The organism is Subtercola sp. PAMC28395 (genome assembly GCF_018889995.1).
In the GTDB taxonomy this organism is placed as follows: Bacteria; Actinomycetota; Actinomycetes; order Actinomycetales; family Microbacteriaceae; genus Subtercola.
The window spans coordinates 890,255-910,675 of the sequence record NZ_CP076547.1 but is presented as its reverse complement, the minus strand read 5'-3'; the positions used below and the strand labels follow the sequence as shown (position 1 = coordinate 910,675).

The 20,421-nt window shown below is 65.6% G+C and carries 25 protein-coding genes; 12 read left to right on the top strand and 13 right to left on the bottom strand.

Features of this window, described 5'->3' with window-relative positions; translation table 11 throughout:
• The first annotated feature begins 102 nt into the window (after positions 1-102).
• Both KPL76_RS04325 and KPL76_RS04320 read left to right on the top strand, forming a co-directional pair.
• Entirely contained in the window at positions 103-1,731 is a 1,629-nt protein-coding gene (locus tag KPL76_RS04325) for an MDR family MFS transporter (protein WP_216335278.1), read from the top strand.
• A 271-nt stretch (positions 1,732-2,002) separates the two neighbouring features.
• Positions 2,003-3,331, top strand: a complete 1,329-nt coding sequence (locus KPL76_RS04320; RefSeq protein ID WP_371733971.1) for an MFS transporter — start codon at positions 2,003-2,005, stop codon at positions 3,329-3,331.
• Between the two features lie 89 nt (positions 3,332-3,420).
• On the opposite strand, the gene KPL76_RS04315 is transcribed toward KPL76_RS04320, so the two are convergent.
• On the bottom strand, positions 3,421-3,798 hold the full coding sequence (locus tag KPL76_RS04315; protein WP_216335277.1) for a hypothetical protein: 378 nt from the start codon (positions 3,796-3,798) through the stop codon (positions 3,421-3,423).
• Positions 3,799-3,978: 180 nt separating this feature from the next.
• On the opposite strand from KPL76_RS04315, the gene KPL76_RS04310 reads away from it, so the two are divergent.
• Positions 3,979-4,167 (top strand): PLDc N-terminal domain-containing protein, encoded by a 189-nt coding sequence (locus KPL76_RS04310; protein WP_205106191.1) that lies wholly within the window; start codon positions 3,979-3,981, stop codon positions 4,165-4,167.
• Between the two features lie 9 nt (positions 4,168-4,176).
• Positions 4,177-4,353 (top strand): hypothetical protein, encoded by a 177-nt coding sequence (locus KPL76_RS04305; RefSeq protein WP_216335276.1) that lies wholly within the window; start codon positions 4,177-4,179, stop codon positions 4,351-4,353.
• Between the two features lie 46 nt (positions 4,354-4,399).
• Here KPL76_RS04305 and KPL76_RS04300 read toward each other — a convergent pair whose 3' ends face one another.
• Positions 4,400-4,681 (bottom strand): hypothetical protein, encoded by a 282-nt coding sequence (locus KPL76_RS04300; protein WP_253202169.1) that lies wholly within the window; start codon positions 4,679-4,681, stop codon positions 4,400-4,402.
• A 101-nt stretch (positions 4,682-4,782) separates the two neighbouring features.
• Positions 4,783-5,292, bottom strand: coding sequence for a nucleoside deaminase (locus KPL76_RS04295; RefSeq protein ID WP_216335275.1), 510 nt, complete (start codon positions 5,290-5,292; stop codon positions 4,783-4,785).
• Between the two features lie 185 nt (positions 5,293-5,477).
• On the opposite strand from KPL76_RS04295, the gene KPL76_RS04290 reads away from it, so the two are divergent.
• A complete protein-coding gene (locus KPL76_RS04290) occupies positions 5,478-5,987 on the top strand; it encodes a MarR family winged helix-turn-helix transcriptional regulator (RefSeq protein WP_216335274.1) in 510 nt (169 codons plus the stop codon).
• An 88-nt stretch (positions 5,988-6,075) separates the two neighbouring features.
• Entirely contained in the window at positions 6,076-6,327 is a 252-nt protein-coding gene (locus KPL76_RS04285) for a hypothetical protein (protein WP_253202168.1), read from the top strand.
• On the opposite strand, the gene KPL76_RS04280 is transcribed toward KPL76_RS04285, so the two are convergent.
• From KPL76_RS04280 to KPL76_RS04270, 3 genes are all read right to left on the bottom strand, one after another.
• Positions 6,320-7,105, bottom strand: a complete 786-nt coding sequence (locus KPL76_RS04280) for a class I SAM-dependent methyltransferase (RefSeq protein WP_216335273.1) — start codon at positions 7,103-7,105, stop codon at positions 6,320-6,322. The two genes, KPL76_RS04285 and KPL76_RS04280, sit on opposite strands and share 8 nt — an antisense overlap.
• Positions 7,106-7,273: 168 nt before the next feature.
• Positions 7,274-8,140, bottom strand: coding sequence for an SDR family oxidoreductase (locus KPL76_RS04275; protein WP_216335272.1), 867 nt, complete (start codon positions 8,138-8,140; stop codon positions 7,274-7,276).
• 211 nt (positions 8,141-8,351) lie between these two features.
• Complete coding sequence (locus KPL76_RS04270) at positions 8,352-8,969, bottom strand: helix-turn-helix domain-containing protein (RefSeq protein ID WP_253202167.1); 618 nt, start codon at positions 8,967-8,969, stop codon at positions 8,352-8,354.
• An 85-nt stretch (positions 8,970-9,054) separates the two neighbouring features.
• Between KPL76_RS04270 and KPL76_RS04265 the strand changes: the two genes are divergently transcribed.
• Both KPL76_RS04265 and KPL76_RS04260 read left to right on the top strand, forming a co-directional pair.
• The gene (locus tag KPL76_RS04265; protein WP_216335271.1) at positions 9,055-9,726 is read left to right on the top strand and encodes a pentapeptide repeat-containing protein; all 672 of its coding nucleotides are present in this window, start codon (positions 9,055-9,057) and stop codon (positions 9,724-9,726) included.
• Between the two features lie 33 nt (positions 9,727-9,759).
• Positions 9,760-10,671 (top strand): NADP-dependent oxidoreductase, encoded by a 912-nt coding sequence (locus KPL76_RS04260; protein ID WP_216335270.1) that lies wholly within the window; start codon positions 9,760-9,762, stop codon positions 10,669-10,671.
• Between the two features lie 110 nt (positions 10,672-10,781).
• Here KPL76_RS04260 and KPL76_RS04255 read toward each other — a convergent pair whose 3' ends face one another.
• Complete coding sequence (locus KPL76_RS04255; RefSeq protein WP_253202166.1) at positions 10,782-12,428, bottom strand: PLP-dependent aminotransferase family protein; 1,647 nt, start codon at positions 12,426-12,428, stop codon at positions 10,782-10,784.
• Between the two features lie 363 nt (positions 12,429-12,791).
• Here KPL76_RS04255 and KPL76_RS04250 point away from each other — a divergent pair, with 363 nt between their 5' ends.
• Genes KPL76_RS04250 through KPL76_RS04235 form a run of 4 tightly spaced genes read left to right on the top strand, consistent with a single transcriptional unit; the run spans position 12,792 to position 17,520 of the window.
• Positions 12,792-13,649, top strand: a complete 858-nt coding sequence (locus KPL76_RS04250) for a PhzF family phenazine biosynthesis protein (RefSeq protein ID WP_253202165.1) — start codon at positions 12,792-12,794, stop codon at positions 13,647-13,649.
• A gap of 29 nt (positions 13,650-13,678) precedes the next feature.
• Complete coding sequence (locus KPL76_RS04245) at positions 13,679-14,866, top strand: hypothetical protein (RefSeq protein WP_216335267.1); 1,188 nt, start codon at positions 13,679-13,681, stop codon at positions 14,864-14,866.
• A 24-nt stretch (positions 14,867-14,890) separates the two neighbouring features.
• Positions 14,891-16,306 carry a M18 family aminopeptidase gene (locus KPL76_RS04240; protein ID WP_216335266.1) on the top strand — a complete coding sequence of 472 codons (1,416 nt, stop codon included), beginning with the start codon at positions 14,891-14,893 and terminating at the stop codon, positions 16,304-16,306.
• On the top strand, positions 16,303-17,520 hold the full coding sequence (locus KPL76_RS04235) for a beta-propeller fold lactonase family protein (RefSeq protein WP_216335265.1): 1,218 nt from the start codon (positions 16,303-16,305) through the stop codon (positions 17,518-17,520). Before KPL76_RS04240 ends, KPL76_RS04235 begins: the two co-directional genes overlap by 4 nt.
• A gap of 114 nt (positions 17,521-17,634) precedes the next feature.
• Here the strand turns inward: KPL76_RS04235 and KPL76_RS04230 are convergent, their stop codons facing one another.
• From KPL76_RS04230 to KPL76_RS04205, 6 genes are all read right to left on the bottom strand, one after another.
• Complete coding sequence (locus KPL76_RS04230) at positions 17,635-17,808, bottom strand: CsbD family protein (RefSeq protein ID WP_216335264.1); 174 nt, start codon at positions 17,806-17,808, stop codon at positions 17,635-17,637.
• Between the two features lie 134 nt (positions 17,809-17,942).
• Entirely contained in the window at positions 17,943-18,545 is a 603-nt protein-coding gene (locus tag KPL76_RS04225; RefSeq protein WP_216335263.1) for a hypothetical protein, read from the bottom strand.
• On the bottom strand, positions 18,542-19,252 hold the full coding sequence (locus tag KPL76_RS04220) for a hypothetical protein (RefSeq protein ID WP_216335262.1): 711 nt from the start codon (positions 19,250-19,252) through the stop codon (positions 18,542-18,544). Before KPL76_RS04220 ends, KPL76_RS04225 begins: the two co-directional genes overlap by 4 nt.
• Positions 19,249-19,632 carry a hypothetical protein gene (locus KPL76_RS04215; protein ID WP_216335261.1) on the bottom strand — a complete coding sequence of 128 codons (384 nt, stop codon included), beginning with the start codon at positions 19,630-19,632 and terminating at the stop codon, positions 19,249-19,251. Before KPL76_RS04215 ends, KPL76_RS04220 begins: the two co-directional genes overlap by 4 nt.
• Entirely contained in the window at positions 19,629-19,877 is a 249-nt protein-coding gene (locus tag KPL76_RS04210) for a DUF2273 domain-containing protein (protein ID WP_371733935.1), read from the bottom strand. Before KPL76_RS04210 ends, KPL76_RS04215 begins: the two co-directional genes overlap by 4 nt.
• Positions 19,874-20,332: an Asp23/Gls24 family envelope stress response protein gene (locus tag KPL76_RS04205; protein ID WP_216335260.1), complete on the bottom strand. Its 459-nt coding sequence runs from the start codon at positions 20,330-20,332 to the stop codon at positions 19,874-19,876. The genes KPL76_RS04210 and KPL76_RS04205 overlap by 4 nt, the downstream gene beginning before the upstream one ends.
• Positions 20,333-20,421: the final 89 nt, after the last annotated feature.

The following is a 20,421-nucleotide window of genomic DNA, read 5'->3' as shown; positions in this document are numbered from 1 at the left end:
GATCACACAGTAATGTGAACATCGTACACATATGGTGACGTCGAGTTTCGACCAACGCCTCGGAATATGTGGCGGTTGTGCCGGCTTGTGGTGAACGTGGGGATGCGCGTGCCACATTTCGACTCGTTTTCGCTTCAACCGACAGGAGCCCCGGTGCAAGAGAACACTGCCCCCGACACGTCGATCGTCTCGGAGATCCCCGTCGCAACAGCAGATGGATCGGGGACCGACTCGGGCGCGACCGGCGGATCTTCCCTGAACGCCCGCAATGCGGGTGAGTCGCAGGCCGACGCCGACACGAGGATCGACGCTCGCAATCGCCTGGTCATCGGCATTCTGCTCGTGAGCGCGTTCGTCGTGATCCTGAATGAGACCATCATGAGCGTCGCGCTTCCGCGTCTCATGTCGAGTCTCAACATTCCCGCCGAATCGGCGCAGTGGCTCACCACCGCATTCATGCTGACGATGGCCGTCGTCATTCCGATCACGGGATTCCTGCTCCAACGATTCAATACCCGCCCGGTCTTCATCGCGGCGATGACGTTCTTCAGCATCGGCACGCTCATCTCGGCAACCGCCGCCGGTTTTGAGATCCTGCTGGTCGGGCGGGTCGTCCAGGCCTGTGGCACGGCGATCATGATGCCTCTGCTCATGACCACGGTCATGACCCTCGTGCCACCGGCTTCGAGAGGTCGCACGATGGGCAACATCTCCATTGTGATCTCGGTGGCTCCTGCCATCGGCCCGACGATCTCCGGGCTCATCCTGAGCGTGCTCGACTGGCGCTGGATGTTCTGGCTCGTCCTGCCGATCGCCCTTGCGGCGCTGGTCCTGGGCGCTCTCCGCATTCCGAATGTGACCACCCCGCGCCGTGTTCCGTTCGACGTGTTCTCCGTGATCCTCTCAGGCATAGGGTTCGGCGGCCTGGTCTACGGGCTCACGACCATCGGCGGAGGAACGCAACTCGGCGGCCTGCCCACCTGGGCTCCCCTGGCTGTGGGCATCGCGGGCCTGGCGGCATTCATTCTGCGACAGCTCGCCCTGCAGCGCACTGACCGCGCCCTGCTCGATCTGCGCACCTTCACCTCGAAGAACTTCACCCTCTCGATCGTGATGTTCGCGATCAGCATGATGGCGCTGTTCGGAACCCTCATCCTGCTCCCTCTCTACCTTCAGAATGTGCTGGGTCTCGATACTCTGGCGACCGGGCTGCTGCTTCTGCCGGGTGGGTTGATCATGGGAGTGCTCGCACCGTTCGTCGGCCGCATCTACGACAGGCGTGGCCCGGGAGTGCTGCTTGTGCCTGGCGCGATCATCGTGAGCGCAGTGCTGTGGGTGCTGACGCAGGTGACATCGACGACGCCGGTGTGGATGATCCTCATCGCCCACATCGTTCTGAGCATCGGTCTCGCGCTGATGTTCACCCCGCTCTTCACGGCGAGCCTCGGGTCGCTGAAGCCGGCTTTGTACTCCCACGGATCCGCCGTGGTCGGTACTGTGCAACAGGTCGCCGGTGCCGCGGGTACAGCGCTCTTCGTGACGATCATGGCGACCCACGCCACGTCGCTCGTCGCCACCGGCATGGATCCAGTGCTGGCGCAGACAGACGGTATTCGGGCAGCCTTCTTTGTGGGCGCGATCATCTCCCTCGCGGCAGTGGCGGTCTCGTTCTTCGTGCGGAAGCCGGCCGACACTATCGGCGGCGGTGAGATGGCAGCCATGTCGCACTGAAGGTGCACGTGTTGTCGATGTGAATTCTCCTCGCAATCTGCAACTCTGCAGACGAAGTGTGCGCAATCGGGCATTGCGATGCCTTTGATGTGCGCGAATACTCAGTGCAGCCGCAATGTGCGGCACGACGCACCGCTGGCTTCACAAACCAGGTGTCACTGACGACACAGAAGGAGACTCAATCGTGAGCGCTGACTCCCGCATCAACACTTCCAGCCCAGACCCGTACTCCCAGGACGCAAGCGGCCCCGGCAAGCCCACTCCGACCGCCGTGGCGGGCCTCAAGAAGATCGTCGCCGCTTCGATGGTGGGCACCGTCGTCGAATGGTACGAGTTCTTCCTGTACGCCACAGCGGCCAGTCTGGTATTCGGAAAGTTCTTCTTTCCGAATGCGAACACCCCACTCGACGGCATCATCGCGGCATTCATCACTTACGCAGTCGGGTTCATCGCCCGCCCACTCGGCGGGATCGTGTTCGGCCAGATCGGCGACAAGCTCGGCCGCAAGCAGACCCTGCAGGCGACGATCATCCTGATCGGTGTCTCGACCTTCCTGATGGGCTGCCTTCCCGGCTTCAACAACGTCGGGTACTGGGCGCCGGCCATGCTCGTCGTGCTGCGGTTCGTGCAGGGCTTCGCGATCGGCGGGGAATGGGGAGGTGCCGTACTGCTTGTCGCAGAGCATAGCCCTGACAAGTCGCGCGCGTTCTGGTCGAGTTGGCCGCAGGCCGCTGTTCCGGTGGGAAACCTGTTGGCTACCCTGGTGCTGCTGATCATGTCGTGGATCCTGCCCGGCGACCAGTTCCTCAGCTGGGGTTGGCGCGTTGCGTTCTGGCTCTCGGCGGTGATCGTGTTCGTCGGGTACTACATTCGTACGCACGTCACCGAGGCCCCGATCTTTCTCGAGGCACGTGCCCAGGCTGAGGCGGAGAAGACGGCCAGCTACGGTGTCAAGGAGGTAGTGCGCAAGTACCCGAAGGGCGTGCTGCAGGCCATGGGGCTGCGTTTTGCGGAGAACATCCTGTACTACATCATCGTGAGCTTCACGATCGTCTACCTCGTGGCCGTGCACAAGTACAACACGAGCCAGTTGCTGCTCGCCCTGCTCATCGCCCATGCCGTGCACTTCGCCGTGATCCCTCAGATCGGGCGTCTGGCTGACCGCATCGGTCGTAAGCCGGTGTACTTCGCCGGTGCCGTGCTCGGAGCCACCTGGGCGTTCTTCGCGTTCCCCATGTTCGACACCCAGAACCCGGCGATCATCGTCTTCGCGGTGACGATCGGGCTCTGCTTCCACGCCCTGATGTACGCCGGCCAGCCGGCGATCATGGCCGAGATGTTCCCGACCCGCATGCGTTACTCCGGCGTCTCGCTCGGCTACCAGCTGACGTCGATCCTTGCCGGTTCGCTGGCTCCGATCATCGCGACGGCACTGCTCCAGCAGTACCACTCGTGGGTGCCGGTGGCGATCTACATCGTGATCGCCTGCATCATCACGGGCATCACGGTTCTCACGCTGCGCGAAACCAAGGGCGCTTCACTTCGGGCGATCGACGCTGAAGATGCCCGCAAGCACAACCTCGAGACGGCCGACGTCTAGAAGGCACATCGAGGAATACAGAAGAGCCCGGCCGTTCCACGTGGAACCACCGGGCTCTTCTGTTTCGGTCCGGTGTGGGAGGCTCGTGTCTACGCGAAGATGCGGAAGTTCGAGGAGATGCGGTTGACCGGGGTGTAGAGCGCAAACAGCGGGACGATCATCCGCAGCGTGTAGGTGAAGACGAGAATCCCATTCAGGTCGACGATCGCGAAGAGCGCGATGGCGATGACGCCGAAGACGAGTGCCCTCACTGCCGTGCGCACCCAGTCGATGAAGAGCATCGAGAAGCCGACGGACGCGAGAACCAGCGCCGTGTCGATGACGAAGTTGTTGGCCGCCGAGTCGGTCACGAGAGGCGAGATGCTCCAGAGCACGATGGCGACGGCCCACATCAGGAACGCCGTGAAGACGGCGATCGGGCGCGGAAGCGCCTTTCCGGGGGACCTGTCGATGATGTTGTCTGACATGAACTCTGACTCCTCGTTCGTCGCTTTTCGCTCAGCGCTGCGTTAAGACTAGAGCCTGTGCACGGTGGAGTGTGCGGGGAAGGCTGCGGAGTGTGCGCGGAGTGACCCTGAGGCGCGTCTGCGTTGGCCACTATGCTGTCATTCGACCGATCCGCGCGCGCCACGACAGAGGACACTTTCATGGAACCGATCAGCTTTCTTCTCAGCATTCTGTATCTGATCATCTTCGTCGCGACGATCGTGTCGATCGTCCGAAACCCGAACCATGGTGCTCTGGGCAAGTTCGTCTGGATCCTGGTGGCCTTCTTCCTGAGCGTGGTCGGCACGATTCTCTGGCTGATTTTCGGCCGAGGCCGCGTCGGCCGCTAGGATTTCTGCATGCTGAACAACCCCACCCCACACAACGCAGCTTCTGAGCTGTCGGCTTCGCGCCCGCCGTTCGTCGTCTCTGGCGCCGTGGAGGGCTTTGAGAACGAGCCGACACCGTCGTACCTGCTGCGCTCAGCCGTCGATCACGAGTCGCACGCCGCTGTCGACGTCGAGGGGCTCGACTAGCCCAGACTCTGCCGATCAGAACTGCGCTGATCGAAACTGAGCTGGTTCAGACCGGACGAGACGGAGTTTCTCCCTCTCGGTCGTCAGGCGACTCGGAGCCGCGTGGGCTCGTGAGCGGGGCGGTCTCTGGTCGTCGTCGGGCGATCATCCGGGGTGCGATCCAGACAAGGGCAATGGTGCCGACAACGGCCCGCACTGCAGCGAACACCAGCACCCACCAGCCGACGGACTGCCCGCCTGAGATCAGGGCAATGCCGATGACAACCAGCGCCGCGTCGGCCGCATAGGGGATCTTCAACCAGAACATCAGGCGGCGAGTGGGGTCCATCAGGCTCCGCCCCGCTGGATCATCGGTCGGCTCTGGGACGGCTTCACATGATCGAATCGACGTCGAGCTGTGAACGACGACGCATCATGGCCAGCTCGCCGTCAGGCCCAGAAGCCGTCATGGGCCACGCGCGCTTCGTCGCTGAGAGCCGGGCCGAGCACAGTGATGCGCCGCTGGCCACTGTTCAACACGATCTCGCTGGTCAGTGACATCGTGGGGTTCTCGGCGTGGTCGCCGGTGAGTTCGCCCAGTTCGGCTTCTGACATGGCGTAGACCATGCGGTTGATTCCCGACCAGTAGATGGCGCCGGAGCACATTGCGCACGGCTCGCAGCTCGTGTACAGCGAGTACGAACCGAGAGCGTCGGGGCCGAACGCCTTCCAGGCAGCGCGAACCAGATTGGTCTCGGCGTGGCCCGTGCAGTCGTTGCCGGTCACGACCGTGTTCTCTGCTTCGAGTACGACGGCACCGGATGCATCGACCAGAACGGCCCCGAACGGATGGTTGCCACTTCGAACCGAGCGCTTCGACACCTCGATCGCATCACGCAGGCGGTCGAGATCGACCTGGCTGAGTGCTGACGGTACACGAGGCGGTAGAGAAGCGGTCATGGCGGTGGATTCCCAATCGTGAGACGGTGGATGATCGGTCGTTCACCCAGCGTAGCCATGTCGACCAGCGAACTGATGCGGGCCCGGCGCAGCTCCGGCCGTGCCCACAGGACGAACAGACTTGTTGCTACAACTGACGCAGTTTCGAACAGTTGTTGCATCAAGTAACGGTCTAGAATGGGGCCATGGGTGAAACCGAATCGACTCCTGGACGGCGTTGGCTGACAGCCGACGAGCTGCAGGCCTGGGTGAAGTTCATCGCGGTCGTCGAACTGCTGCCCGGCGTGCTCGACACGCAATTGCAGCGCGATGCAGACCTGACACATTTCGAGTACTTCACTCTCGCGATGTTGTCAGAGGCACCCGATCGGACCCTGCGTATGACCGCGCTTGCTTCAGCGACCAACGCCACTCTGCCGAGACTCTCGCACGTCGTCTCGCGGCTCGAGAAGCGAGGGTTCGTTGCTCGCACTCCCTGCGCCGAAGACAGGCGCGCCACCAACGCGGTGCTGACCGAGGAGGGGTGGCAGAAGGTCGTCGCCACTGCTCCGGGTCACGTCGCCACGGTGCTTCACAATGCGATCGCTCCCCTGGGCCAGGAGGACGTGGCCAGTCTTGATCGCATCATGACGCTGATGCTCGGCCGCCTCGATCCCGAGGGGCGCTTTTTGGCGGAACTCGCCGGTGGTGCCTGAGTCGTTCGCCGTCAAGGCCCCACCGGGCATCCATGCAAGCGGCCATGATAGTAGTGAAGAGTCGGCTTCGTCAGATGTGGAGAGATCGTTGAAAAAAGTACTGTGCTTCCTGTTCATCGCGTCACTGGGTTTCGCGGCGTATGTTCTCGGTGCCAAGGCAGGTAAGACCCGTTACAAGGAGATCGCTGCAACGGCCACCAGCTTCTGGAATGACCCCCAGGTGAAGAAGGCCCGTGTGCGTGCTGTGAAGGCAGCCAAGCAGGCCACCGCCGACGCCACGAAGGCCGCCGAGAAGGCTGCAAAGAAGGCGTCGAAGCAGGCGAAGAAGCGTTTCAGCTAGCCACCAGGGTCACCCGCGTCACGTACGGCAGCAGGTATGAGGTGCGGCCGGCCAGGTGGGGGTGTTCGTCGAGCAGGAGTTCGATCATCCGGAGCATCTCGGCGCGCGCGTCGGGTTGCAGGGCGATCACGTAGCTGCGCGACGTCACCATGGCCAGGAGCGATTCGCGGGTGATGGTGTTGTCCCAGTAGAAGTCTGCGTGGGCGTAGGTGTGCAGCGGGGCCCCGACCGGTGGGCTGATGCTGTCGAAGCGCTCGGCCGACGAGGTGCCCATAATTGCGCCGAGCTCAGCCACCCACTCGGCGGAATCGTCACGGATGTTCCAGACCAGGGCGAGGGTGCCGCCGGGCCGCAGCACGCGGGCGGCCTCGGCCGATGCCCGGGTGCCATCGACCCAGTGCCAGGACTGGGCGAAGGTGATGAGGTCGGCGCTCGCCGCAGGAACCGGAAGGGCCTCCGCGGTGCCTTCGACGTCGGTCAGTGCCGTGCCATAGCGACTGCCGAATGTCTCAATGAGCCGGCTGCGCATCACGGGGTCGGGCTCCACCGCAGTGACGTTGAGGCCCCTCTCGAGGAGAGAGGCTGTGAATTTTCCGGTCCCGGCGCCGATATCGAGCGCATCGAGGGGGCCGGCGGCCGCGTGAGCGGGCCCGAGCCTGCCGAGAGTCTGGGCCAGCACCCAGTCGACAGCGGCATCGGGGTAGCGTGGGCGGCCACGATCGTAGTCGCCGACGGCTCTGCCGAAGGAGAGAGCGTGGGTCGGGTCGCGACGCGTCATTGCGTGACCTGTCTGTGGGGTGCGGGTTGGGGGGCCGAAGGCGCACGCGGTGATGGGGTCTGGGGTGGTTCCAGCGTGTGGTTCCGGTCTGTGGTTTCAGTCTAGGGAGAGGGCGGTGTGAGCGTCAGCCCGGGTTCGGGGTTCCGACGCTCACACTGGGCCTTCAGGTCAGGCTGCAGCTGCTGCCAGCGTGACCCCGACGGGTGTGGTGGGCCGGCCGATCAGGCGCGACAGATCGTCGGAGGACTTGTCGAGAAGGCCGTCTGCGATGTTTGCATCGAGAGCGGTCACGAAGCCGATGGTTGCTTCGTCGAGGCCTGCGGCGCGCAGGGCTGCGGCATGGTCGTCGGCGGTCACCGACGAATACGCGACCTCGCGGCCGAGCACGTCACTCAGTGTGACTGCGAATTCGGCACCGTTCCAGGCAACGTCACCCGAGAGCTCGTAGGTGGCGTTCACATGCGCTGAGGGGTTCTCTGCTGTGAGGACGGCAGCGACGGCTTCGGCGTAGTCGGCACGCGAGGCGCTCGCCACCCGACCGTCGCTGGTGCTTGCCAGGTACACGCCCGTCTCGGCGATCTGGCCGAGGCCACGGGTGTAGTTCTCGTTGTACCAGTTGTTGCGAAGAATCGTGAAGTCGATTCCGGATGCCCGGAGGTACTCTTCGGTCGCCTTGTGCTCCGGCGCGAGAATCAACGCGCTGGTGCTTGCGCGCGGGGCGCTCGTGTAGACGATGTGGCTGATTCCGGCGGCGTTCGCCGCATCGATCGCGTTGGAGTGCTGGGCAATCCGCTGCCCGACCTCGCTGCCCGACACCAGGACGAGTGTGTCTGCGCCCTCGAATGCTGCCGCAAGAGAGGTCGGGTTGGTGAAGTCGATGACGGCGATTCGCACGCCGAGCGGCTGCAGGGCATCCAGTTTCTCTGGGTTGCGCCCGGCGGCGATGATGTCGCCCGGCGCAACACCGCGCGCAAGCAGACTTTCGACGATGAGATGGCCGAGGTGGCCGGTGGCTCCGGTGACGACGATTGACATGGCGTTCCTTTCGGGTGACGCTGACGAGGGTGCGGTGCCGGGATTTCGGGCACCTCACAGGTGTCAACCCCACAGCCGCCCGAGTGCTTCCCACGCGTTCGACCGAGACGCAACACCGTCGCGGGGTTCGCTCGGCGGTGCGGAGGGAGGCGACACCGTCGCGCGGTTCGCCCGGCGGTGCGGCTGGAGGGGGTTGAGCCGGGCCCGGGGCTCAGCCTGCGGTGCGTCTGCGTTTGCTCGTCACGCCGGGTGTCTTCTGGCCGGCTGGCAACTTCGACTCGGCGGTCGCGCCCGCCTCTGAGGTGCCATCGCCGTCCGGGAGTGAAGCCGCTGCGCGTTCGGCCTTGGCAGCACGCGACTTCTCGAGGTACGCCGTTGCGTCGGCCAGGGCAAAACGACGATGAGTTCCGCGGTACTCGACCGGGATGACGCCGTCGTTGGCGAGGCGCAGCAGGTACGTCGCTGAAATGCCGATCAGCTCCGCAGCCTGCGAGGTGGTGAGAAGCGAATCGGTCGAGGCTACAACCACGGCGTGCCCCTCGGCGAACCGGCGCAGGAGGTCGAGAACCGCTTCAACCACTTCGGGCGTGACGGGAAGAGTGCGATCATCCACCATGATCGTCGGCGCGGCAGTGCCTTTCGCCCGGCGCGGTTCGGTGGTTCGAGCCGGCGCAGGCGAGGTCGTCGCGTCGCGGGCGGGAGCGTCGGCCGATGCTGCCTTGACGCGGCGGCCCCGCGCGGCGTTCGCCTCGGTCTGGAGCGCAACGGTGAGGCGCTGTGCGCTGGCCTGGTCGAGCGCGCTGGTGGCTCGTTCGTTGAGGAGGGGCACGGGTGTGGGTTCGTCCGTTCGCGTATCGGTGAGGAGAGTACTCCCTCGGCCAATGTACGCTGCCCTCCCTGTAAAATCGATTCCGATGCGTGAGAAGAAGGCAGTCGCGGCCCAGCCACCGCACATCGATTTCCCCGAACCCGTCGTGCCGGCCGGAGAGGGCAACGATCGGCCGATTTCGCCTGGTGATTATCGCGAGGGCGAACTCATCTCGGTGAAGGACTTCACCGGCGACGATCTGAGTGGATGCTCGTTCCTCGAGTGCCGGTTCGACTCCGTGACCCTGACCGACGCCGAGCTGCGGGGCTCGCGCTTCATCGAATCGGTCTTCGATGCACCTTTTGCCCACTCCCTCAGAGCCGCCAGAACCACGTGGCGCGATGTGCGCATCGAGCGCCCCCGTTGGGGATCGGCCGAGCTGTTCGATGCCGAGCTCGAATCTGTGCACCTTCGCGGGGGAAAGATCGACTACCTGAACCTCCGGGGGTCGAAACTCAACAACGTGATTGTCGAGGAGTGCGCGATCACCGACCTCGACCTCGCCGGTTTCACCGGCAACCGGGTCGCGTTCGTGAACTGCCGGATCGGCACGCTCGATGCGACTGGTGCCACCTGCACCAATGTCGACCTTCGCAGCAGCGAGTTCGCTGGGCTGCACGGCATCGCCGGGCTCGCCGGCACCATCATCGACGACGGGCAGCTCTTGCTCTTCGCCCCACTTCTGGCTGAGCACCTGGGCCTGCGCGTCGAGAACTGAGGCAGCGTTCGCAAGGCGAGTATGGTTTCTGGCATGAGAGCCATCACCTTCGAGACCTACGGCGGCAGCGACGTTCTGAATCTGACCGACGACCGCCCGGTGCCGGGCATCGCCCCCGACGAAGTACTCGTACGCGTGCGATTCGCAGCCGTGAACCCCTTCGACCTCAAGCTGCGCTCCGGCAGCATGCAGAAGGTCATCCATCCGACGTTCCCGCTTGTGCCCGGCAGTGAGATGGCGGGCACCGTCGAACAGCTCGGCGCTGACGTCTCCGGTCTCGTGGTCGGCGACGAGGTGTTCGGTTGGGCGACAAGCGGCTCGTACGCCGAGTTCGCAGCAGCCAGGGTGGTGGCGAAGAAGCCGCACGCTTTGCACTGGGAGGCTGCGGCATCCCTGCCGGTCGCGGCTGACGCGGCAACCCGCGGACTCGGCCTTCTGCGCCTGCAACCCCACGAGACCCTGCTGATCCACGGCGGGGCGGGTGTTGTCGGGTCGCTCGCCGTGCAACTGGCCGTGCGCGCCGACGTCACCGTTATCGCGACGTGCAGCGCGAGCGACACGGATGCCGTGCGGCACCTCGGCGCGCACCCGGTGCTCTACGGCGAAGGTGTGTTCGAGCGCGTGCGTGAGCTCGCTCCCGACGGGGTCGATGCCGTGCTCGACGCCGCGGGTGCCGGAGTGCTGCCCGGCTCGATCGAACTTGTGGGCGGCACGGAGCGCGTCGTGACGCTGGCCGACCCTGCTGCCTACGCGCTGGGCGTCACGTTCTCGTCTGGCTCGGCGAAGGAGCAGAACGCCGGCGTGCTCAGCGAGGTCGCTGCGCTTGTGGTCGAGGGCGCACTCGTGCTGCCGGTCGCGCGGCACTTCGCCCTCGCCGATGCGGCTGAAGCCCAGGATGCCGTCGCCGCGGGCGGCCGGCGCGGCAAGGTGCTGCTCGACCTCTGACGCGGCACGTGTCCGGCTGGCTCGTGCGGTGCTCTCATCGCATCGAGGTGACGCGAAACGCCTGCTCGCGCGCACTGGGCAGTTTGACAGTGCGGGTCAGGATGCTGCGCTCAGACCATCTCGGCGAAGGAGGGCAGCTCGGGGGTGAGCGGGCGACCGTTGAGGTCATGCCAGGTGTGCTGCAGGGCATCCAGTGCACGGTACGTGTCGGCGGGCGAGTAGCTCGTCGGAATGCGCAGGAATCGCTCGAATGCGCCGTCGATGCCGAAGCGCGGGCCGGCGTTCATGAGGATGGCCCGGGCCCGGAGGTTCAGCACCAGTTGTGAACTGGCGGCACGCGGCATCTTCGCCCAGAGGCAGAGGCCACCCGAGATCGCCGGCAGCTGCCAGTCGGGAAGGGTGACGGCAAGGGTTTCACGCACCAGGTCGCGTCCAGCACGCAGCACCTTCTGGCGCTCGGGCAGAATCGCAGCCGTCTGCCTGATGAGGTGCGTTGCGGCGAGCTGTTCGAGCAGCGGGGTGCCGATGTCGGTGAACGCGCGGGTGCCGAGCAGGCGACGGATCATCGTGCGGGGCGCGCGGATCCAGCCGATGCGGAGGCCGCCCCAGAGCGTCTTCGCCGCCGAGCCGAGCATGATGGCGTCACCGAAGCTGGCGAGGGGGGCGAAGGAGTCATTGTCGGCACGGTCGATGTTGAGTTCGGCTGTGGTCTCATCGGCGATGAGCACGGTTCCGGCGCGTTGGGCCGCATCGACCAGGCGGCGACGAAAGTCGTTGCTCATCGTCTCGCCAGTGGGGTTGTGGAAGTCGGGCATGATGTACGCCACCGTCGGGGCCGTGCGAACGAGGGCTTGCGTGAAGGCATCTTCGTCCCACCCCTCCCCCACGGTGACCGCCACGGGAACGAGTCGGGCGCCGGCTGCTGCCAGCGCGTCGGCCGCGTGGGGGTAGGTCGGGGACTCGATGATGGCGCGGTCGCCGCGGCTGATGAGGGTTCTGGCGATGAGGCTGAGGCCGCTGAGCGCGCCACTGGTCACGAGAATCTCGTCGGGGTGCGTGGGCAGCCCGCGCTCGCGGTATCGGTCTGCAATCGCCTGGCGCAGCGCCGGCAGGCCGAACGGTTCGAAGCCGGTCGTCTTCAGGAATGGGCCGATCTCAGCCGCGGCGAGTTGCAGGGCCTCGTTGACTTCGCTTGCGGCGGGCAGGGCCGCCTGGGTGAAGTTGAGCATCGAATCGAAGGCAGGCAGTGGAGGGGTCTGGCGGGTGCGCTGGTCACGCTGACTGCTGTCGATCGCAGTCGCCCGTTGTGAGCCAGCTTCGCCGGAGACGAAGTGCTCGGCGATCACGTCGAACTCGTCACTGGCCTCGTCAGCGAAGCCGCTGCCGAATTCGGTGGTGAAGTCCCCGCTGAAGCCCCCGCTGAAGTCGCCGTCGACATCGTCGCCCAAGCCGATGTGGAACCCCGCGTGTGTCGTCGCCGGGGGCTGGTAGCGCGTGACGCTGCCAGAGCCGCGGATGCTCTCGACGTACCCCGATTCGCGAAGGTGTGCGTAGGCGGCACCGATCGTGCTGCGACTGAGCGAGAGTCTCGCAGCCAGCTCGCGCTCTGCCGGCAGCCTGCTGCCCCCCGGAATCCGCCCGTCGAGCGAGAGCAGGCGAATGCGGTCAGCGAGCGCAACGTACGTCGTGGCCGAGCCGGTCCTCCACTCACCGAGCAGGTTTTCAAGGGCACGGGCAGAGAGGCGGAGGGAGGTCACCAAGCCAGCATACCAAAAGTGGACTGTTGACGAAAGTATGAATCTGCAATTGGATGGCATTGTTCACAAGAGGCGGGCCAATCTAGGCTCAACTGGACCGGTCAACGATCAAATGGAGTGAGTGGTGATGATATTTCTCGGGCTTTTGGCCGTAATTGGTCTGGTTGCGATCGTCGCCAGTGTGCATGCCATTCGCCGTGACGGGTACGCTCCCATCCGCACGCGCGACACTGGCTTCTACCGCGAAGACTTTCACCGTTCAGGATTCACAGAGGCCGAGCAGACCGCCCCGCAGCGGGAAAGCCAGGCATGGGAACCGAACCAGTCTTGAGCAGAGAACCAACCATGAGAAGAGAGCCAGCCATGAGAACCAGAGCATTCACGCAGGTCGACGTCTTCACCGCGGTCGCCTATCGAGGGAACCCCCTGGCGGTCGTACTCGACGCCGAAGGCATCGACGATGCATCCATGGCTCGATTTGCGAACTGGACCAACCTCTCTGAGACGACGTTCCTGCTTCCTCCGACTCTCGCCGGGGCAGAGGCGGGCGCCGACTACCGGGTGCGCATCTTCACCCCCAGCAGCGAGCTGCCGTTCGCCGGGCACCCGACCCTTGGTTCTGCGCACGCCTGGCTCGAGGCGGGTGGAGTGCCGCGTGAGAGCGGCATCGTCGTTCAGGAGTGTGGCGTCGGCCTGGTTCAGATTCGCGTCGACGCGGCATCGGCTCGACTCGCCTTTGCGGCGCCCCCACTGCTGCGGAGCGGCCCGATCGACAGCGACGAGCTCACCGACATCGTGGCCGCCCTCGGAATCTCGCCCGCCGACGTGGTCGACTCGAACTGGGTCGACAACGGCCCGGGCTGGGCTGGCGTGCTGCTTGCCACGGCCGATGCCGTGCTTGCCGCAGAGCCCGACTTCGACGCGCTGGGCGAACGTTCGATCGGCATCGTGGGGCCGCGGGCGACTGCCGCCGGGCATCCGGAGTTCGAAGTGCGTGGCTTCGCGGGGGGCGTGGGGGTTCGCGAAGACCCGGTCACCGGCAGCCTCAACGCGAGCCTCGCACAGTGGATGATCGGGGCCGGCCACGCCCCGACCCACTACCTCGCACGGCAGGGCACCCGTCTCGGACGCGACGGCCTGGTCGACCTCGACCTCCAGGGCGGCCAGGTGTGGGTCGGCGGCCAGACGGTGACGTGCGTGACAGGGTCGGTGCTGCTCTAGCTCAAGGCCGGGCATGCAATGATGAACCGGTGACACCCGCGACTCCCGACGTAACGGCTGCCCGGCGACGCCGCTGGCCGACCGTGGTGGTGGCAGTCATAGCGGCCCTGGCGCTGGTTGCGGGTGGTCTGCTCGGTGCGGCGGCGCTCATCGTGAAGCAGGCACCGCAGGTGGCGACCCTGTCGGCCGCGAAACCGGGCACCTGGAGCAGCGTCGTCTTGCCTGCCCCCGCCGCGAACGGTGATGGCACACCCTTCACCATCTTCGTCAAGCCCGGCAGCAGTGACAAGGTGATGCTGTTCTTCGGCGACGGCGGCCTCAACTGGAACGGAGACACGGCGATCCAGCCGGTCACGCTGGCCTCGAGCGTCATCGGTGGCGGCAACTTCTACTCGCCGAACCTGCCGTTCTATGAGGTGAACAGTTTCGGCGGCATTCTGAGAACGACTGCAGGCAACCCCTTCTCCGACTACACGACGGTGTACATCCCGACCACGACGGGCGACCTCGGCATCGGTGATGCGGCCCGCACCTTCACCTCGGAGAGCGGTGAGAAGTCCACGGCCTTCTTCAACGGCCACAACAACACCAAGGCGGCACTCGCCTGGGTGTACGGCCAGGCCGCGCAGCCCGGCACCGTGCTCGTCGCCGGCTCCGGTACCGGCGGGCTCAGCGCAGCCATCTGGCTGGGAGACGTCGCCGATCACTACCCGTCCGCGGCGCTCTTCCAGTACTCCGACAGCGCTTATTTCGCCGCCAGCGCCTTCCCGAGCGTTGTCGACCCGGTCTGGGGTGCCGATTTCGAATCGCGTTACGGCTTTGCGATTACGCGGAACCCCTTGAAAGACGCCATCACCTTCAACTCGGCCCGGTATGGATCGCGTCTCACGACCCTCGTTTCGCAGACGCTGCTCGACAAGACGCTCGCCGCCTTCTCGGCCAGTCTCGACGGAGGGTACTATTCGCCGCAGGCCGGCTCCGACTGGAACTACGGTCTGAAGTCGACGCTCAGGACTCTCATCGAATCCCCGCCCGGCGTGAGCCTGTTCCTCACGAACGTCGATGCAGACAGCCGCGGTGAGACACCCCACATTCTTGCCAGCAAAGACCGGTACACGTCGTCGGAGCAAGACGGGGTGACCCTCGAAACCTGGTTGTCGAACGCAGTGAACCACGGCGACACCCGCTCGTTCGGTCTCGGGTATCTCCGGCAGTAGCCTCCGAGTGGTTGACTGAAGGCTATGGATGCTGAACCCGACTACATCGACGACTTCGCCCAGTTCATCACCGCGTCTCCCTCGTCGTACCACGCTGTCGCAGAGACTGCCCGGCAACTGACCGCCGCGGGCTTCACCGAACTCGACGAGCGAGCTGAGTGGCCGAGCTCCGAAGCCGGTGCGGGAATCGGCGACGGATCACCCGCACGTCACTATGTGGTGCGCGACGGCTCGATCGTCGCGTGGAGCGTTCCGCCCACCGCAGGGCCTGCGACACCATTCCGCATCATCGGTACCCACACCGATTCGCCCGGCTTCAAACTGAAACCCAAGCCGACCACGTCCTCGAACGGCTGGCTGCAGGCCGGCGTCGAGGTCTACGGCGGCCCGCTGCTCAACTCCTGGCTCGACCGGGAGCTCGAGCTTGCTGGCCGGTTGGTGACTGCCGACGGCGCAACCCACCTTGTTCGAACCGGGCCGTTCCTTCGCATACCGCAGCTGGCCATCCACCTCGATCGCGACGCCAATGCCGGGCTCACGCTCGACCGCCAGCGACACACCAGCCCGGTCTTCGGGGTGGGCGACGTGTCGCAGGCCGACCTGCTCGAGCACCTCGTCGGCCTTGTGCCCCGCGCCGAGCTCGATGGCACTGCGTTCCAGGACTCCGGGCTCCATGGTTCTGACGTGTTGGGTTATGACATCGTCACCGCCGACACTGCCCCGCCACAGAGGTTCGGCCTCGACCGCCAGCTCTTCGCCGCTGGTCGCATGGACAACCTCAGCTCGGTCTTCGCCGGCCTGGTTGCGCTACTGTCACTGTCGGAGCCAGACTGCCCCGGGCGAATCGATGGGCACGTGAGCGTGCTCGCGGCCTTCGACCACGAAGAACTCGGCTCTGAATCCCGCTCGGGGGCTAGCGGCCCCCTTCTCGATGACGTTCTCACGCGCATCTCGGGTGGCCTGGGAGCGACGACCGAGCAGAGGCTCCGGGCCTACGCAGGGTCGTGGTGCATCTCTGCCGATGCGGGGCATGCCGTGCATCCGAACTACCCCGAGAAGCATGACCCGGTGAACCGCCCGATCGCCGGTGGCGGGCCGTTGCTGAAGATCAACGCCAACCAGCGCTACGCGACGGATGCCCGGGGGGCCGCCCTCTGGGCAACAGCCTGCGCCGATGCCGGCGTCAGCTACCAGGAGTTCGTCTCGAACAACACCGTGCCGTGTGGCTCGACGATCGGGCCCTTGACGGCGACCCGGCTCGGAATCAGTACGGTCGACGTCGGGGTTCCCCTCTTGTCGATGCACTCCGCGCGGGAGCTGGCCCACGCGGCCGACCCGCCGGCGCTCTCGGCGGCGTTGACGGCGTTCTTTGCGCCGAGGGTGCGTAGCGCACTATCCGATGGAGCGGGTGCTTTGCCCGACGAGAGGAATGCGCGATGAGTACTCGCCCAGAATACGAACACGAACTCGGCGAGCTGGTCTGGGTCGGATCCTATACAGCAGACTCCGGGCACGACGGCGAGGGGATCGGCGCCCTCAGGGTTCGCGGTGTCCTGGCTGCGGCCGAGGCTGATCGCGCACCCTCAGCGCCGACAACATCATCTGAGGGCGACCCGGGTCTGCAGTGGCTGGGAACCGCGATAGCCATCCCCTCCCCGTCGTTTCTCGCGACACACCCAACGCTGCCCGTTGTGTATGCGGTAGGTGAGAGGGCGCAGACGGTCGGGGCTTATATGCGCGTCGCGGAATACGCACTCGAGCCCTTCGGCGAGACCTGGCCCTCCGGAGCTGCAGCCTGCCATGTCGCCGTCGATCCGGCGGGTCGTTTCATCATCGTCTCGTGCTGGAACGACGGCAAGCTGGTGCTCTACGACCTCGACGATTCTGGTGCCATCGTCTCGCGATTCGAGGATGCGACTGCCAGCGACCCTTACGCCGAGCAGGCAGCGCTCGCGGTCACCACGGCGAAGGCTGCTGAGGCCGGTTTCGCACCACGGACCAGCCGTGCCCACTCCAGCATCGTGATCCCCGACGGCCGCATCGTCAGCACCGACCTGGGTTTCGACCTGGTGCGTGTCTGGCAGTACCGCCCCACCGCCGAGAATCCCGAGGCGTCACCCGGGGCGGCCGCGGGCTCCCGTCTTGTGCTGGATCACGAGATCGTGCTCCCGTTCTGGAGCGGGCCACGCCACGTTGCGCTTCACCCGAGCGGAGCGCTGCTCGTTCTCACTGAGTACTCCGTGGAGGTGGTCACCATCGCGCCCGCCGAGAATGTGCGTGCCTACGGCCCGTCAGGGCTCCCGCTCCTGCAGATCACCAGTACGTCGTCGGCGGTCTCGGCGCCGATCGAGCCGTTCGATGCTGCCGCTGAGATCTCTTTGTCGGGCGACGCGCGGTTCGCCTACGTCACCGTACGTGGATCGAATCGGCTGAGCACGATGTCGGTGGATGACCGGGGGGCCGTTCATCCGGTTGCCGACGTCTCGACCTGCGGAGTCAAGCCCCGCCACCACGTCGTTCTCGGTACACGGTTGCTCGTTGCCCACACCGAATCGAATGATGTCGCCTTGTTCGAGCTCGACCCGGCCACGGGCATCCCGAGCCCGACTGGCCGACTCACGGTCGCAGCGCCGACAGCGCTGGTCGCCGCGTAGAACGCAGATCCAGCAGGCGTCGACGTGGCGAGGGGCCCCAGGAACGATCGCTCCCGGGGCCCCTCGCAGGCCGAACCACCCTCTGCAGTGGTAAATACCCCTGCGGTGGACTTACTACTTCTTGAAGACGTCCTTGACGTTCTCGCCGGCCTTCTTCGCGCTGGCTGCAGCCTGGTCGGCCCGGCCCTCCGCGGTGAGTGAATCGTTGTTGGTGACCTTGCCGGTTGCCTCTTTGGCCTTGCCTGCGAGATCCTGAGCTGCGTTGTTGATCTTGTCTGAAGTGCCCATAGTCGGTTCTTCCTTTCCTCATTTTCCAGCGCGGGGTTCGCAGCCGGAAGGTCTTGTGTCCAGTCACCCCGTCGCTGCGGGCTCCTGGAGGGTGAAATCTGCGCGTCTCATCAAAGTCCAGCCGAAGAGACGAATCACTGCAAGCGGGTTGACGCCGAGGCGCGAACCCTGAATCCTCCGCCCAGCTGGATCACGGCTGCGATGCGGGCGCCGAGCTGCTCGTCGAGCGACACCAGCAGATTTTCGATGGTGCGCGCCGTTTCTGTGGGCGAAACGCCTCTTCTGCAGGTGACTGAAATCTTGAGTACCGACTGCCCTCGCACACGGTAGGTCGAGACCCGCGACGACAGCAGTTCGGGCCGCGCCTGAAGCGCATCACCGAGTAACTGCTCGGCCACGCCCGCCTCGACGACAGTAGAACCGGCAGCGGTGGAGGGCCCATCGAGCAGTCGGCGCGTGTGACCGCCGCCCTGGCGAAGCGCGAAGGTCACCAAGGCTGCGGCAGCGATAAGAAGCACGACGGCTGCAGCAAGCAGCCAGCTGTGACCGAGCGCGGCGAGAGGGGTGGCGAGCAACCAGCCGTCCACGGTTGCGGTGACTGCGGGTGCGGCCGAACGCCACGCCCCAGCGAAAGGCTGCGAGCCGGCGAGCAGCATCGCCATGCCACCGATGCCGATCATCACGAGCCCTGCCACGAGAAGGAGCGCGCGGTTCAAGGCGCGATTCGTGCTGTTCATGCTCCGACCTTTCCGTGCTCAGCGACGGTGACCCGGCACCGGATGCCCGTACCCAGGCCGAGCGAACCGACGTGTTCCTCAACAGCACGGCCCACCGTTCCCGTGTCGACGAGAACCCCTGATGCAGGCACGATGTGCACGAGCGCGGTGCGGCTGGATACGCTCACCATCACGTTGTCAGGGCTGGTGCGCGCCGCACGAGCGGCGTGCCGGGCAATCGACGAGGCGATCACTTCGTTGTCGGCGACCACGACTGCCCGCGGGGAGGTCAGTGCATGCCTGGCACGACGCCCGGGCGACACGGCGATCACGAGCAAGGCAAGCCCGACGAGCACGATGACGAGGCCCCCGGCGAGCAGCAACCCGCTCGGGTATGTCGCCGCATCGGCCATGCCCGCCGCGAGCGCGGAAGGGGAGGCCAGCAGTGCCGGCTGCCCGAAGAGGCGCAGCACGATCTCCACGACGAGGTATGCGAATACGGCGCTGACCACCACCGCGGTCGCGATCGCCGCTGTGGAGCGTGGGGAGTGCAACTCTCGGCGGCGGAGCCGCGAGTACAGCCGCGTGAACCGGGCATCTGCGCCTGCGCCCGGCGCAGCATCCGGAGTCTGGTCGACCGGTTTGCCGGAGCCCTGCGCCACGTCGTCGATCGATCGCGTCGACGCGGTCGAAACCATTCGAGGCTCGGTCTCGGTCATGCTGGTCATTTCACTCTCCGATCGTTCTCGAGCCGAACGCCGGTCAGGCGAACCTCGACTCGGCCGACGGCCGATCCAGTGAGTTCGCCGACCCGGTTCTTAATCTGGTCCTGGGCAGCTTCAGCTCGCTGGAGCAGGGTGCCTGTCGGCTTGCTTCGTGATGACGATGGCCCGGCGACGCGACCGGGCGACACCAGCGGCACCGCGCGGATGGGCGAAGCCACCGCGATTGCCAGGCTGCCCCCGTCGTCGCCCAGTCGTACCTGCACAACTTTCGTCTCGACCCCGAGTGCGTCGGCGGCCACGGCGCCGACGATCCTGTCGAGGGCGCGCGACGAGACGCGGGTACGACCCACCTGGGCTTCAGAAGCCTGCAGTTGGGGCGTCATGACGAGGAACGCTTACCCCTGAACGCCCCGACCAGCGCGGCGACGTCGAGCCTGCCGTCGAGGGCCCGGCCGACCACGGCACCGATCGCCATGGCGATCACGACGAAGACGAACGCCCAGAAGCCGAAGATGATCCAGGTGAGGGCCAGAACGGCGCCCACGAGAATGCCGGTCCGGGTTGCTGAGACTCGCGCGGTCACGGTCTCTGAGGCGCCGAGGCGCGCACTGTCGTTGCCGAGGCTCACTGGACCCGAGCCTCGGTCTCGGTCTCGGCGTCATCGGCCGGGATGTACACATCGTCGATGGTCACGTTGACCTCAGTGACCTCCATACCGACCAGGTCTTCGATGGCGCGGATGATCGACTGCCGAACTCCGTCAGCGACATCCTGCAGCGGCACCGGGTACTCGGCCACGATGGTCACGTCGACGGCGACCTGTGTCTCGCCCACCTCGACGTTGATGCCCTGGGTGAGGTCGGTGCTGCTGATCGCGTTGCGGATCGCCCCGATGGCGCGGGCCGCGCCGCCGCCGAGGGCGTGAACACCGGCGACTTCGCGTGCAGCGATGCCCGCGACCTTGGCGATGACGCTGTCGTTGATGACGGTCTTGCCAACGGCGACTTCGGCGCTCGGGGAGAGCGTCGGCGTGGCCACGATGGTGGGTGTCACGCTGGTCGGGTTGGTGTTCGAGTTTGCCATGGAACTTCTCCTCGGTTCAAGCCCCCGCTGGTGTGGGGGCCGGTGTGCGATAGTCGTTAGTGAGACGGCATCAGAGTCTGATTCGTCAC

Bases quoted from the DNA above. Each gene is read 5' to 3' on its own strand.
- KPL76_RS04325 (WP_216335278.1), top strand. From the start codon at position 103: ATGCGCGTGCCACATTTCGACTCGTTTTCGCTTCAACCGACAGGAGCC.
- KPL76_RS04315 (WP_216335277.1), bottom strand. From the start codon at position 3,798: ATGTCAGACAACATCATCGACAGGTCCCCCGGAAAGGCGCTTCCGCGC.
- KPL76_RS04310 (WP_205106191.1), top strand. From the start codon at position 3,979: ATGGAACCGATCAGCTTTCTTCTCAGCATTCTGTATCTGATCATCTTC.
- KPL76_RS04305 (WP_216335276.1), top strand. From the start codon at position 4,177: ATGCTGAACAACCCCACCCCACACAACGCAGCTTCTGAGCTGTCGGCT.
- KPL76_RS04300 (WP_253202169.1), bottom strand. From the start codon at position 4,681: ATGGACCCCACTCGCCGCCTGATGTTCTGGTTGAAGATCCCCTATGCG.
- KPL76_RS04295 (WP_216335275.1), bottom strand. From the start codon at position 5,292: ATGACCGCTTCTCTACCGCCTCGTGTACCGTCAGCACTCAGCCAGGTC.
- KPL76_RS04290 (WP_216335274.1), top strand. From the start codon at position 5,478: ATGGGTGAAACCGAATCGACTCCTGGACGGCGTTGGCTGACAGCCGAC.
- KPL76_RS04280 (WP_216335273.1), bottom strand. From the start codon at position 7,105: ATGACGCGTCGCGACCCGACCCACGCTCTCTCCTTCGGCAGAGCCGTC.
- KPL76_RS04275 (WP_216335272.1), bottom strand. From the start codon at position 8,140: ATGTCAATCGTCGTCACCGGAGCCACCGGCCACCTCGGCCATCTCATC.
- KPL76_RS04265 (WP_216335271.1), top strand. From the start codon at position 9,055: ATGCGTGAGAAGAAGGCAGTCGCGGCCCAGCCACCGCACATCGATTTC.
- KPL76_RS04260 (WP_216335270.1), top strand. From the start codon at position 9,760: ATGAGAGCCATCACCTTCGAGACCTACGGCGGCAGCGACGTTCTGAAT.
- KPL76_RS04250 (WP_253202165.1), top strand. From the start codon at position 12,792: ATGAGAACCAGAGCATTCACGCAGGTCGACGTCTTCACCGCGGTCGCC.
- KPL76_RS04240 (WP_216335266.1), top strand. From the start codon at position 14,891: ATGGATGCTGAACCCGACTACATCGACGACTTCGCCCAGTTCATCACC.
- KPL76_RS04235 (WP_216335265.1), top strand. From the start codon at position 16,303: ATGAGTACTCGCCCAGAATACGAACACGAACTCGGCGAGCTGGTCTGG.
- KPL76_RS04230 (WP_216335264.1), bottom strand. From the start codon at position 17,808: ATGGGCACTTCAGACAAGATCAACAACGCAGCTCAGGATCTCGCAGGC.
- KPL76_RS04225 (WP_216335263.1), bottom strand. From the start codon at position 18,545: ATGAACAGCACGAATCGCGCCTTGAACCGCGCGCTCCTTCTCGTGGCA.
- KPL76_RS04220 (WP_216335262.1), bottom strand. From the start codon at position 19,252: ATGACCAGCATGACCGAGACCGAGCCTCGAATGGTTTCGACCGCGTCG.
- KPL76_RS04215 (WP_216335261.1), bottom strand. From the start codon at position 19,632: ATGACGCCCCAACTGCAGGCTTCTGAAGCCCAGGTGGGTCGTACCCGC.
- KPL76_RS04205 (WP_216335260.1), bottom strand. From the start codon at position 20,332: ATGGCAAACTCGAACACCAACCCGACCAGCGTGACACCCACCATCGTG.